Here is a 12,842-nt window from a genome sequence, read left to right on the forward strand (position 1 = left end):
AGAGACCGAGTGCGCCTGCCCTCACCCTCCCGATGCATGCACGATCCATGGCCGAAAGTGCGCTGTGTCACTGAAGATGCGGTCAAACACGGGCGAACCACCCGCCGATCAGGGACGGCTGACGTCAAGTCGTCCGAGGTCGGAAGCCCTCCGGCGGGTCCTCGCCCACCCTCCCGTCCACGGCCTCGCGTATGAGGTCGGCGTGGCCGACATGGCGCGCGTACTCCTCGATGAGATCGGCCAGCAGGCGCCGTACGTTCGGCGACCGGCCGTCCCGGGTCGTGAAGGCGGCGAGGCGGCCGGCGTCGCTCCCCGCGAGCACCTCCCGCAGATTCACCCGGGACCGCAGCACGGCCTCCGTCCACAGCGCGTACAACCGCTCCGGCGGGTCCCCGGCGGCCGAGCTCCACTCCCAGTCCGGCTCCGCGTCCCAGTCCACCGCGTCCCACGGCGGGGCGGGCTCCCTCCCCAGCAGCCGCACGGACAGGTAGTGGTCCTCGATCAGGGCGAGATGCTTGAGCAGCCCGCCCAGCGTGACGGCCGAGGAGGCCACCCGCGCGCTCAGGCCGGCCGCGTCCAGGCCCTCGCACTTCCAGGCGAACGTCCTGCGCTGGCGCTCCAGGGAGCCGACCAGCGTCTCGGCCTCGTCGCCCGCGATCGGCGGCTCCAGCGGCACGTCCGCCACGTCCCGTTCCACGTCCGGTGTCATGCCGCGAAGACTACGACCGGGGTCTGACAACGCGGAAAGCACGCAGGCCCCGTACCGGTCGGTTCCGGTACGGGGCCCGCGTGGAGAGGCTCGGGTCAGATGAGGCCGAGGCCGCGGACCGCCTCGCGCTCCTCCTCGAGCTCCTTGACGGAGGCGTCGATCCGGGCGCGGGAGAACTCGTTGATGTCCAGGCCCTGGACGATGTCGTACGTGCCGTCCTTGGTGGTGACGGGGAAGGAGGAGATGAGGCCCTCCGGCACGCCGTACGAACCGTCCGACGGGATGCCCATGGAGACCCAGTCGCCCTCGGCGGTGCCGTTGACCCACGAGTGGACGTGGTCGATGGCGGCGTTCGCGGCGGAGGCGGCCGACGAGGCGCCACGGGCCTCGATGATGGCGGCGCCGCGCTTGGCGACGGTCGGGATGAAGTCCTCGGCCAGCCACTTCTCGTCGTTCACGACCTCGGCGGCGTTCTTGCCGGCGACCGTGGCGTGGAAGATGTCCGGGTACTGGGTGGCGGAGTGGTTGCCCCAGATCGTCAGACGCTTGATGTCGGCGACCGTCGAGCCCGTCTTCTTCGCGAGCTGGGTCAGCGCGCGGTTGTGGTCGAGGCGGGTCATCGCGGTGAAGCGCTCGGCCGGTACGTCGGGCGCGGCGGCCTGGGCGATCAGGGCGTTGGTGTTGGCCGGGTTGCCCACGACCAGGACCTTGATGTCGTCCGCGGCGTGGGCGTTGATGGCCTGGCCCTGCGGCTTGAAGATGCCGCCGTTGGCCTCGAGGAGGTCACCGCGCTCCATGCCCTTGGTGCGGGGGCGGGCGCCGACGAGCAGCGCGACGTTGGCACCGTCGAAGGCGACGTTCGGGTCGTCCGAGATCTCGATGCCCTGCAGGAGCGGGAACGCGCAGTCGTCGAGCTCCATGGCGGTGCCCTCGGCGGCCTTGAGCGCCGGGGTGATCTCCAGGAGGCGCAGCTTGACCGGCACGTCCGGGCCGAGGAGCTGACCGGAGGCGATGCGGAAGAGCAGGGCGTAACCGATCTGGCCGGCCGCGCCGGTGACGGTGACGTTCACGGGAGTGCGGGTCATGGCGTTCTCCGTATGACAGCTGGCGGTGGGGCGGTCCCTGCCCCGGACGTCTGATCGATCTCTTGGTATCAAGAGATCCACCAGCGGTCAGGCTATCGCGCATCCGGTATCTCGCACGGCCGGGTCGGTGTGGCCCACCCCACAACCCGCCCGGCGCCCATACAAAAGGCGGCCGCCCGTCCGGGAGAGGTGGACTGGGGCGGCCGCCGGGGGGAACCGACTCTGCCGGACTCCCGTGGGGGTACGGTTCGCGTGCCCTGGATTCCCCCGGCCATGCCTGCGTCCCCGAAATTAGTTCGGACGAGTCCGGGCGGGCCGGCCAGAGGCCCGCCAGAAGCCCCCTGACCTGCCGGCGGCGCCCTCAGGAGGCCGACCCCTCGGGGCTACTCCGTGCAGCCCTTCTGGCCCGAGGCCAGGGTCGCGCAGGCCTTGGCGTCGGCGGCGTTCTTCACGGCGACCATCGGGGTGTAGGCGATCGCGTCACCGGCGACGGTGATGCTGCCGGTCTGCTTCGCCTTGCCCGCGCTGATCTCGACCTCGTCGCCCTGGGTCGCCTGGGTGACACGGCCCCAGGCCGCCTTGCAGGTCTCGCTGTAGCGGACCTCCACGACGGTGGTGCCGACGGTCGCGGTCTGCGCCGTGGTCACCAGGTCACCGCTGCATCCCATGCTCTCGGCGTCCTTGCCGGTGCAGCTCTCGCCGCTGCACTTCACACCGGGCGGCAGGTCCGGGTTCGTGGTGGCGCTCGGCTTGGGCGACTTGGCGCCGCCCTTGGCCTCGTCGTCGCCACCGCCACCGGTGAGGTAGAACGCGCCGGCGATCACCACGAGCACGCCCACGACACCCGCGACGAAGGTCACGGTCCGCCGCTTGCCCCCGGCGGGTCCCTTCGAGCGGTCCTGGTCAGCGCCCTGCGGCGACCGGTGCTGCGAGCCCGCGCCCGCACCCGGCGTCCGCGCGGGCCCGTCGGGCGACCCCGCGGGAGTACCGCCGCCCGCACCGGGCCGGGCCCCGAGGCCGCTGCCCGCGCCGACGCCGGTGCCGGTGCCGGTGCCGGTGCCGGTGCCGGTGCCGGTGCCGGTGGAGCGTCCGCCCGACGGTGACGGCCCCTGGTATCCGGCGAGGCCCCACGAGTTGACCTCGGGCGCACCGCCCCGGCCGCCGTCCTCCCGCGCACCACCGCTGGTGGAGGAGTCCTGGACCTCGGGCGCCGTCGGCTGCGGCGGCACGGTCGGGGACACCCCGGCCGGCCCCGCGATACCCGGCGTGACCGTGGCACTGCCGCTCCTGCGGGCGGGCTTGTCGTCACCCCCGGACGCCGACTTGCCCGAAGCGGACGTGCCGCCGGAGGCTCTCGTGCCGCCGCTCTTGGATCCGGTGCTCTTGGAGCCGGCCGACGGGTCGCCGAAGTCCTGGCCGCCGAACTCCCCGAGCGCGGCGCGCGCCTGGGAGATCCGTATGGCCTCCATCGTCATGTCGTGCCGCATCTCCGAGCGGCTCCAGGCGCGCTCGGCGAGCTCCCACATGGTGGTCAGGTGCAACGGGTTGGTCCCGGTCACCTCGGCCAGCGCCACGATCGCGCCCTTGGGCGCGAGCAGCCGGCCGTTCAGATATCGCTCCCACGACGTCTTGCTGTAGCCCGTGCGGTCCGCGATCGACGCGATGCTCAGACCACTGCGGTCCACGAGCCTGCGCAGCTGGCTGGTGAACTCCCTGATCTGTGGATCGAGCTCCTCCGGCAAGGCCTTCCAACGAGGCATTGCTTCCCCCCTCTTCCCCCCGGTCGTGCTGATATTTCCCGCGCTGTTCGCCCCGCGCGTTGGCGGCCTTGGCCGAGTCCCCGTTCTGGTTACCCACAGGGATGCGCAACCTCAGGATCTCAGTTCCCTGACCGGGGGCGCACAGAAGCACGGTGACCGCGCGCGATACACCCGGGACCGTCCCGATTGTCCACGCCAACCCCGTTGCCGCACCACTTCGTACGGAATCCGCCAGAGGAAGTACCGGAACCGTCACTTCCGTGCCACAGCGTACTGACAGCCGTTGAACGGGCCGTCGGCCGTACCGGAGGGTGATGCGTGGCGGCGGCCCGTCCTTCCTCGGGGGAGAGGACGGACCGCCGTCCGGTCAGTCGCTGGTGACCGTGAAGTGCAGCGTGTCCTTCAGGAACGGAATCTTCAGCAACGGGTCCGGCTGCGCCATCAGCGCCAGCAGGACGATCACCAGGCCCAGCACGCCGCAGGTGACGATGTCCGTGAAGCGGGAGCGGACGGCGAGCATGCCGACGTCCGGCAGCAGCCAGCGCATCACACCGCTGCCCAGCAGGGCGAAGCCGATCAGCAGCGTCCCGATCCGGAACTGGTCGAAGGCGGTCACCAGCAGCCCGAGACCCACGAGCCCCAGCACGACGAGCACGGGCCACTGCCGCACCGGAGCGGGCGCGTCCCCGGACACGGCCCGGCCGCCGCCCTCGGGCCGCGCGGTGTCCTTGGTGAAGAGCGGGAACCGCCGGGTGACCCGGCGCGGCCGCCCCTCGGCGTCGGGCGCGCTGACCGGGTCCCGGACGGTGAGATCGTCCTCACCCGCTTCCGGCTCACCCGACTTGCCCGACTCATCTGATTCGCGCGATTCATCCGACTCGGCCCGTTCGGCCGGAGCGCTCGCGCCGGCCTGCGCGTCCGGCTCGGCCGAAGCGACCTGCTCGGCCGAAGCGACCCGCTCGTCCGCCTCGCCCGAAGCATTCGGGCCGCCCTGCCCGTTCTCGGCACCTCGTCCGGCCCGCGCGCCGCGAGCGGTCGCCTCGGTGCCCTCCGCACTCCTGCCGGCCGGGGCGCTCTCCGTGCTCAGGCCGCTCCGCGCGGCCGGGGCGCCTTCCACGCCCCCGCCGCGTGCCGCCGCGCCGCGTGCGCTCCGCTCAGCCGACACTGCGCTCCGCCGCCTCGACCACGTTGACGAGAAGCTGGGCACGGGTCATCGGGCCGACTCCGCCGGGGTTCGGGGAGATCCAGCCGGCGACCTCGGCCACGTCGGGGTGGACATCGCCCACGATCTTGCCCTCGGCGCTGCGGGAGACGCCGACGTCGAGGACGGCCGCGCCCGGCTTGACGTCCTCGGCGCGGATCAGATGGGCGGAACCGGCCGCGGCGACGATGATGTCCGCGCGCTTGAGGTGCGCCGACAGATCACGCGTGCCGGTGTGGCACTGGGTGACGGTCGCGTTCTCGCTGCGGCGGGTGAGCAGCAGCGGCATCGGGCGGCCGATGGTCACGCCCCGGCCGACCACGACGACCTCCGCGCCCTTGATCTCCACGCCGTAGCGGCGCAGCAGGGTCAGCACGCCGTTCGGGGTGCAGGGCAGCGGGGCCGGCTCGTTCAGGACGAGGCGGCCGAGGTTCATGGGGTGGAGCCCGTCCGCGTCCTTGTCCGGGTCCATCAGTTCGAGGATGCGGTTCTCGTCGATGCCCTTGGGGAGCGGCAGTTGCACGATGTACCCGGTGCAGGCCGGGTCCTCGTTCAGTTCGCGGACGGCCGCCTCGATCTCCTCCTGCGTCGCTGTCGCGGGCAGCTCACGCTGGATCGAGGCGATACCGACCTGTGCACAGTCACGGTGCTTGCCGGCGACGTACTTCTGGCTGCCGGGGTCGTCCCCGACCAGGATCGTGCCGAGGCCGGGCGTGACGCCCTTCTCCTTCAGCGCCGCCACGCGGGCGGTCAGATCGGACTTGATCGCGGCTGCGGTGGCCTTGCCATCGAGAATCTGGGCGGTCATGGCCCCATCCTCGCGGATGACCCGCCCACGGTTCCAATCCGGCCACAATCCGGGCACCGGGGGCCGCTCCTCCCGTATCCGCCCATGATCAGCGATGTTGCACTTGCACAACACATCGGGAATGCGGCTGGACAAGCCCGTCACCGGTGCAGAACGATGACATGACAAGTGCCGCGGGCAGTTCAACGGGGGGACGGTCGCAATACGAAGTACTTCTCCTCCGTGCGGATGACCCGCGTCGTCCCCGCACTCGAAACATCAACGGAGGAAAGTCAGCCATGAGCTACGGCGACCCGAACAACCCCTACGGCGCTCCCCAGGGGCAGCAGCCGCAGCAGCCGGGCTACGGCTACCCGCAGCAGCAGGGCCAGGCGCCCGGCTACGGCTACCCGCAGGCCCCTCCGGTCTCCCCCTACGGCGGCGGCCCCGCCGCGCCGACCACGATGCCGGGCTCGGTGAGCGCGGCCCGGGTGATGACGTGGGTGATCGTCGGTCTGCAGGTCGTCGCCGTGGCGATCCTCGCCTTCGCCGCCGCGGCCATCAACGCCGCGAAGGACGACGAGTCCCTCCAGGACAACACCGCCTTCCAGGACCTGGTCGGCCAGTCGACCGGCCTGATCTGGGGCTACGTGGTGTTCGGCCTGGCCTGGCTGGTGTTCGCGGCCGTCCTGGCGACGAAGTTCAAGAACGGCGGCAACGGCGCCCGGATCACCATCCTGGTCTTCGCCATCGTCACGGCCGTCCTCGGCATCTACCCGTTCGTCATCATGGGCCTGGTGCACACCGTCCTGGGCATCCTGGTCGCGGTGTTCGTCGGCAACGCCAACGGCAAGGCCTGGTTCAACCGCCCCCGTTACTGAACCGCCCCCGGCGGGCGGACCAGTTCACGCCAATCACTTCCAAGGGCCGTGTCTCACCCGTACGAGGGGGGCACGGCCCTGGTGCGTCGCCCTAGTCTGACGGTGGTAGCTGTGCAGGCACGGGGAGAGCACCTTGTTCAGCATCATCGTGGTACCTCCGCCGACCACGGAGGACGAGCGAAACCGCACCCAACGCAGACTCGCGCCCGGCGAACGCCTCGCCTTCGGCCGGTCCGCGCACGACAACGACCTGCCCATCACCCACGACGGGGTCTCCCGCCGGGCCGGTGAGATCACCGCGCAGGGCGCCTTCTGGATCCTGAGCAACCTCAGCCGCGAGCAGACCTACGTGGTGGAGAACCCGGAGGGCGCGGGCGAACACGTCAAGGTGGCGCCGGGGCGGCTGGACGCGCCGATCCCCTTCGAGTTCTCGCGGATCGTGCTGCCCGCGGCGGGCGATCTGCTGGCGCTGGAGGTGTGGGCGCCGCGCCACGACTATCTGAGCGGCACGGGCGGCCTCGACGGCGCCACCACCGCGCCGGCCTTCTCGCTCGACCGCACCAAGCGCTACTTCGCGGTCCTGGCCGCCCTGTGCGAACCGCGTCTGCGCGGCACCCCGCACGCGCCGCTGCCCACCGTCGAGCAGGTCGCCGACCGTCTGCGCCCCGCCTGGCCGGCCGCGTCCCGCACGTCGGTGCAGTGGAACATCGACTACCTCGCCGTGAAGCTGCGTCTCAAACCGGGCCCGGAGAGCGCGGACACGGGCCCGCGGCTCAACGGCAAGAAGGAGTCCCTGGTCTCCCTGGCGCTCCGCTTCGACCTGGTCCGGGAGGACGACCTGGGCGTCCTGGCCGCCTCGCCGGGCGGGGTGACGCGGTGAACGAGCCCTACGCCGTGCCGGTGCCGAAGGGGTACCGGGTCGGCGTCTGGGAGGTGCGCGAGCCGATCGCGACCGGCGCCTTCGGCAGTGTGTACGCGGCCCGGCGCGTCGGGGGAAGCCCGGAGCTGCCCGCGACCGTGGCCCTGAAGTTCCTGCCCACCGGTACGGCCACGCCCCGCCGGCTCACCCACCTGCGCGAGCTGATCGAGCGGGAGGTCGCGCTGTACCGGCGGCTGAGGCATCCGCGGCTGGTGCGGATGTACGAGACGCTGACCGTCGACGACCCGGGCCGCCCGGAGCTGGACGGCGCCACCGTGCTCGTCCTGGAGCGGGCCGAGGGCTCCCTGTCCGCCCTGCTCAGGGCGGTGCCCCGGCCCGAGGCGGGTCCGGCGCTGCTCGCGCAGATCTGCGAGGGGCTGGCCCAGTTGCACGACGCCGGCTGGGTGCACGGCGACCTGAAGCCGGCCAACGTGCTGCTGATGGAGGACGGTTCGGTCCGGCTGGCCGACTTCAACATGGCGGCCGAGCTGGAGGGCACCCACGCCTACACCCCGGCGTTCTCCACGCCCGACTACACACCGCCCGAGCTGCTGTGGACCGAGATCGGCGAACGGGGCCGCCGGATCCGCCCGTCGGCCGACGTGTGGGCCTTCGGCGTCCTCGCCCACCTCGTCCTCACGGGCTCCTTCCCGCTGCCCGGCGCCACTCCGACGGCCCGCCGCGACGCGGCGGCGGCCTACGCCCGCGGCACCGACGAGCTGCGTCTGTCGCCCGAACTGGCCGACGGCTGGCGGGAGATCGTGGGCGCCTGTCTGACGCGGTCGTACCGCGACCGCATCACCGGCGAGGCGCTGCTGCGCCGCGTCCGGGCGGCCGCCGCCGGGACGGCTCATCGTCCCTTCCGGCTGCCCCGGCTGCTTCCGGCCCGCCGCCGCGTGCGCCGTACGTCCGTCGCCGCGGCGGTGGCGGCCGGTTCCCTCGCCGCCCTGGCCGCCCTTGCGTACGGTGTCGGTTTCCGGCCCGGCGGCAGCGGCTCGGGCGCCCCCGCGAGCGTCGCGGCCGCCACGTACGGCGCGTCCGACCTGCGTACCGACCGGGGCGTCCCGCCCGCCTACCGGCTGCTGATCGTCAAGACGGCGCACGACTGCGACCAGAAGGAGGTCACCCCGGTCCTGATCGCCGCCATGCTGAAGGTGGAGAGCGACTTCGACCCGGACCTCTCCGATCCCGCCAACGACGAGTACGGCATCGCCCGCTGGACCCCGCGGGTGCTGCGCTGGTGGATGAACGAGGACGGCACTCCCGGCGAGGCCGTCCCCCAGCCGCCGTTCCCGCCCGCCGAGTCCATCCCGGCGATGGGCCGCTATCTGTGCTGGATCGCCCCGCGTCTGGAGCCCGGGCTGCGGGGCGACAGACGGGTGCTGGTCGCCGCCGCGTACCGGACGTCGTACAAGACGGTGAACAAGGCGGGCGGCGTGCCCGCGGACACCCGCGCCTACGCCGGCCGCGTCGCGCACTACCTCACGGAGTACGCGCCGGCCGGCCGGAGGTGACCTGGCCGGCCGCGCGGGGCGTGCCGGGGCCGGGCAGTGGGATGCCCAGGAGCGCGGAGAGGTCGCCGGACGCCTGCGCGTTGTCGCGGAAGCACACGGTCCGCCAGCCCGCCGCCTCGGCGGCCGCGCAGTTCTCCGCGAGGTCGTCGACGAGGACGTGGCGGGCGGTGGGGGACGCCTCCGCCGCGATGCGGAAGACGGCCGGATCGGGTTTGCGCACGCCGACCCGGCACGAGTCCACGACGGCGTCGAAGCGGCCCGCCGGAGCGGTGATACGCCGCCAGTGCCCCTCCCATTCGGGCACGTTGTTGGTGAGCAGCCCGACCGGGTGACCGGCGGCCCGGACGGCGCGGACCGCCGCCGCCATCACCGGGTTGCCCGGTCGTCCTCCCAGCCACTGCTCGCCGAACCGCTCCAGTCTCGCGGCGCCGAGGTCCAGGCCGGGGTGGCGGGCGCGCAGGGCCGCCCGGACCCTGCCTCCCCATTCGGCCTCGCTGATCCGGCCCAGTTCGAGCGGGGCCAGCGGGTGCATGCCGAGGTCCGCTCCCACGTCGGCCACGGCCCGGCGCAGCCGCCCGGGCGAGATGCCGGTCTCCTCGGCGTACCGGGCGTACAGCTCGGCCATGGTGGGGGTCAGGACACCGCCGAAGTCGAACCAGACGGTGGTGTCGGTGGTCGTCACGGTGTATCTCCCGTCTCAGGCCGCGGTCACGAGCCGGGGGCGGGGATCCGTCGCCGCGACGCCGCTGGTGCCGCGGCCGCGCTGCTCCGGGAGAGCGAGGTCCCTGGCGGCGAGGGTCACCCGCGCCGTCGCCAGGACGTCGCCCTCCTGCTCCAGGACGAGGTCGAGCACGGGCTGGCCGTCGGCACCGTCGGCGGGGCGGGCCCGGCAGTCGGTGGGCAGTTCGAACTCGCCGTACTTCAGGAACGTCACGTCGCAGCCGGTGAGCGCGAGGTGCTGGGGGGCGATGTCCAGGCCGCACAGCTCACGGGCGGCGGTGGTGGCCGTCTGCCGGAGTGCCTCGAACATCACCGCGCCCGGGATGTGGTCCACGGGGTGGTCGAAGAGCGCGGGGTGGGTGCGGTCGACGACCACCTGGGCGACCACCTCCGCGGCCGAGGACACGGTCACCCTCCCCAGGACGACGTTGGCGGACAGCTCACGGCCCACCTCCGCGGGCTCCAGCCGGTTGACCAGCGGGTGGGCGCGTCTCGGGTCCAGGGCGAGGGCGGCTCTGGCCCGGGTGCGCAGCTGCCCCATGGTCCGGCCCGGTATCCAGCGGTAGGCGAGCCGCATGGTCGCCGCCGCCCTGCCGTCGACGAAGGCCCGCACCTCCACGGTGGCGCCGCAGGGCCGGCCGGCCCGCTCCCGGACGTCGGTGAACTCGCCCTCCACGGTGACGGCGGCGGGCAGTTCGCCGACGCGCAGCGCCTCGGGGTCGAGGATCTCGAGTGCGCCCCGGTCGAAGACGAAGCTGCTGTCCGCCGGTGCCGCGAGGTACTCGTGCGAGGCGAGGATGCAGGACTGGCGGAAGATCTCCAGTACGAGCAGCGGATCGTAGGACGGGGCCGTCCCCGCGTCCGTCACATGGTCGCTGTAGTACAGGTGCGCTCGCGGCGGCTGGGCGGCGACCCGGAAGGTGCGCTCGCCGGTGCGCAGAGCGTCGGTCAGGAAGCACTCGCTGACGGCGGCCCGGTGGGTGAGGGCGCGGTCGACGGTCCGGGCGTAGGAAAGGACGCCGTCTGTCATGGGTGTTGCCTCCTCGGGCGGGTTCGATGTCGGGTCGTGCGGGGCGGTGCGGGGCGGTGCGGAAGACCGTGGGGCTGCCGCCGGGCGACGGCGGGGCGGGGTGACGGCCGGTCAGGAACCGGCCGTGGTCTCCCGCCGCCCGTTGAAGACGACGAGCTGGCGTCCTCGAACACCGCCCGCGGCGAGCCGGCGGTGGGCGTCCGGCGCCGCGGACGGGGTGAGCAGGGAGTCCGTGCGCAGGGAGAGCAGTCCCTCGCAGGCGAGCGCGGCGAGTTCGGTGAGGGCGGCGGCCTTGTCCGGGTAGGCCATGACGTTCAGCTCGTGCCGCACGATGCCGCGGGGCAGGGCCAGTGCGCCCGGACGGCAGGTCACCACGGCGCCGCCGTCCCGGACGGCGCCGAGGACCCCTTCGCCCAGGACGGCGGCGTCCACCAGCGCGTCGACGCCCTCGGGCACGGCGTGGCGGTACCGCTCGGCGAGCGAGGCCGCCGCCGCGGGGGTCTCGCTCGGTGTGTCCGTCGGCTCCGCGTGCCGCGGCACGACGATCTCGGCGCCGAGCTGCTTCAGCAGCGGCTCGTCCTGCTCGGCCGCCTCGGCGACCACACGCAGGCCGCGGTGCACGGCGAGCTGGATCACGAAGCCGCCGAGTGCGCCGGCTCCGCCGGTGACGGCCAGGGTCGCCCCGGAGCGGAGTCCGAGCAGGGCGAGCGCCTGATGGGCCGTCAGCGCGTTCATCGGCAGCCCGGCAGCCCGGACCAGGTCCATGCCCGGCGGGACGAGGACCGTGTCGGCGGCGGAGACGACCACGTACTCGGCCTGTGCCCCGCTCTGCGGGCGGAACGGGTTGACGAACGCCATGACCCGGTCGCCGAGGGCGAACAGGGTGCCGGCGCCGGCGGCGTCGACGGTGCCGGAGACGTCCATGCCGGGGATGAACGGGGGTTCGAAGGCGGCCATGTAGTCGGCGAGTTCGCCCGAGCGAAGCATGAGGTCGGTGGGGTTGACGGCTGCGGCGGCCACGCGGATGCGCAGCTCACCGGGGCCGGGGTCGGGTATCCCCCGGTCGATGACCTCGAGCACGTCCGGTCCGCCGTATTCCAGGATTCCGACTGCGCGCATGGTGGAGCACTTCCGTTGTGGGGCCGCGAGGCCTGCGGGTGGGTTTTCTCGGGGTGGGGTGGAACGCGGTGGTCAGGCCGGGCGACGCCCGGCAGCGAGGGGTGTCCGGGCCGTCCAGCGGGGCTCGGGGAGCCGCAGCGGGGGCGCCGGAGGCGGGGCGGGCAGCAGGCGCCAGCCCTCCCGTGCGGCGATGGCGCGCAGTTCCCGGTCGCCGCCGACCACCACGCCACGGCCCGTGGCCCGCAGCATGGGCAGGTCCGAGGCGTGGTCGCCGTAGGCGGTGGCGGCGGCTGGGTCGATGCCGTGCTCGGCGGACCAGGACCGGACGGCGTCCGCCTTGGTGCCGCCGATCATCGTGACCGCCGCGTCGCCGGTGTAGTGGCCGAGGACGGTCTCGGGCTCCGTCGCCAGGACCGCGTCCACCTCCAGCAGGCGGGCCAGCGGCGCGAGGAGCGCGGGGAAGGAGCCCGAGACGAGCACCACGGGCTCCCCCGCCGCCTGGTGCCGGCGCAGTGCGGCGACGGCGCTGTCGTGCAGGAAGCCCTCGGACTCCAGCTCGTGGCGGAACCACTCCTCCGCCAGCTCCGTCACCCAGGAGACGCTGAGCCGGGCGTAGCTGGCGAAGTAGGCGCGGTTGGTGCGTGACCGGCAGACGCCCGCCTCGGTCATGGCGCGCAGCCGCTGCCGCTCCTGGGTGTAGGCCTGCGGGGGGCGTCCTTCGACGGCGAAGCGGTACTCGAGGAACCGGAACAGGGTGGTCCCGGTGGTCAGCGTGCCGTCGACGTCGAAGAACGCGGCCCCCGCGGTGCCGGCCGGGGCGTCACCGGGCAAGGCGCGCGCCCTTCGCGGTGAGCAGTCTGGCGGTCTCGGCGACATTGGAGGCGTCGAGTATCTCGTCGTCGCCGATCTCCACCCCGTACGCCTTGGACAGGTGCACCGCGAGTTCCAGCAGGACGAGGGAGTCGAAGTCCATGTCCTCGTACGGCGTGGTGGCGGTCGTGTCCTGCGGTGCCTCGAACTTGCCGCGGACGATGTCGAGTACGGCCTCGGTCAGGTCGCCGGGGGCGGTGGTGGGAACGGTCATGGTGTCCTTCTCCTACGGTCGGGTGTGGCCGGC

Annotated in this window: 13 protein-coding genes; 3 read left to right on the top strand and 10 right to left on the bottom strand. The window is 73.0% G+C overall.

Annotation, left to right across the window (positions count from 1 at the left end; genetic code table 11):
• Positions 1–124: 124 nt before the first annotated feature.
• From NNW99_RS13475 to NNW99_RS13495, 5 genes are all read right to left on the bottom strand, one after another.
• On the bottom strand, positions 125–709 hold the full coding sequence (locus NNW99_RS13475; protein ID WP_215119237.1) for a DinB family protein: 585 nt from the start codon (positions 707–709) through the stop codon (positions 125–127).
• Positions 710–804: 95 nt separating this feature from the next.
• Entirely contained in the window at positions 805–1,794 is a 990-nt protein-coding gene (locus tag NNW99_RS13480; RefSeq protein ID WP_215119238.1) for a malate dehydrogenase, read from the bottom strand.
• Between the two features lie 383 nt (positions 1,795–2,177).
• Positions 2,178–3,554 carry an XRE family transcriptional regulator gene (locus NNW99_RS13485; protein ID WP_215119239.1) on the bottom strand — a complete coding sequence of 459 codons (1,377 nt, stop codon included), beginning with the start codon at positions 3,552–3,554 and terminating at the stop codon, positions 2,178–2,180.
• A 367-nt stretch (positions 3,555–3,921) separates the two neighbouring features.
• A complete protein-coding gene (locus tag NNW99_RS13490; RefSeq protein ID WP_215124262.1) occupies positions 3,922–4,641 on the bottom strand; it encodes a DUF3017 domain-containing protein in 720 nt (239 codons plus the stop codon).
• A gap of 67 nt (positions 4,642–4,708) precedes the next feature.
• On the bottom strand, positions 4,709–5,563 hold the full coding sequence (locus NNW99_RS13495; RefSeq protein WP_086602564.1) for a bifunctional methylenetetrahydrofolate dehydrogenase/methenyltetrahydrofolate cyclohydrolase: 855 nt from the start codon (positions 5,561–5,563) through the stop codon (positions 4,709–4,711).
• Positions 5,564–5,841: 278 nt separating this feature from the next.
• Between NNW99_RS13495 and NNW99_RS13500 the strand changes: the two genes are divergently transcribed.
• From NNW99_RS13500 to NNW99_RS13510, 3 genes are all read left to right on the top strand, one after another.
• On the top strand, positions 5,842–6,423 hold the full coding sequence (locus NNW99_RS13500; RefSeq protein WP_215119241.1) for a hypothetical protein: 582 nt from the start codon (positions 5,842–5,844) through the stop codon (positions 6,421–6,423).
• A 133-nt stretch (positions 6,424–6,556) separates the two neighbouring features.
• Entirely contained in the window at positions 6,557–7,303 is a 747-nt protein-coding gene (locus NNW99_RS13505; protein WP_215119242.1) for an FHA domain-containing protein, read from the top strand.
• Positions 7,300–8,856, top strand: coding sequence for a protein kinase (locus tag NNW99_RS13510; protein ID WP_215119249.1), 1,557 nt, complete (start codon positions 7,300–7,302; stop codon positions 8,854–8,856). Before NNW99_RS13505 ends, NNW99_RS13510 begins: the two co-directional genes overlap by 4 nt.
• On the opposite strand, the gene NNW99_RS13515 is transcribed toward NNW99_RS13510, so the two are convergent.
• From NNW99_RS13515 to NNW99_RS13535, 5 genes are all read right to left on the bottom strand, one after another.
• Positions 8,825–9,538 carry an HAD-IA family hydrolase gene (locus NNW99_RS13515; protein ID WP_251057779.1) on the bottom strand — a complete coding sequence of 238 codons (714 nt, stop codon included), beginning with the start codon at positions 9,536–9,538 and terminating at the stop codon, positions 8,825–8,827. The two genes, NNW99_RS13510 and NNW99_RS13515, sit on opposite strands and share 32 nt — an antisense overlap.
• Before the next feature lie 15 nt (positions 9,539–9,553).
• Positions 9,554–10,606, bottom strand: a complete 1,053-nt coding sequence (locus tag NNW99_RS13520; RefSeq protein WP_215119250.1) for a ScbA/BarX family gamma-butyrolactone biosynthesis protein — start codon at positions 10,604–10,606, stop codon at positions 9,554–9,556.
• 111 nt (positions 10,607–10,717) lie between these two features.
• On the bottom strand, positions 10,718–11,725 hold the full coding sequence (locus tag NNW99_RS13525) for an NADP-dependent oxidoreductase (RefSeq protein WP_215119251.1): 1,008 nt from the start codon (positions 11,723–11,725) through the stop codon (positions 10,718–10,720).
• Between the two features lie 72 nt (positions 11,726–11,797).
• On the bottom strand, positions 11,798–12,556 hold the full coding sequence (locus NNW99_RS13530) for an HAD family phosphatase (RefSeq protein WP_215119252.1): 759 nt from the start codon (positions 12,554–12,556) through the stop codon (positions 11,798–11,800).
• Entirely contained in the window at positions 12,546–12,809 is a 264-nt protein-coding gene (locus NNW99_RS13535; protein ID WP_215119253.1) for an acyl carrier protein, read from the bottom strand. Before NNW99_RS13535 ends, NNW99_RS13530 begins: the two co-directional genes overlap by 11 nt.
• Positions 12,810–12,842: the final 33 nt, after the last annotated feature.

It is taken from the genome of Streptomyces sp. CRCS-T-1, assembly GCF_024442335.1.
Classification (GTDB): Bacteria; Actinomycetota; Actinomycetes; order Streptomycetales; family Streptomycetaceae; genus Streptomyces; species Streptomyces koelreuteriae.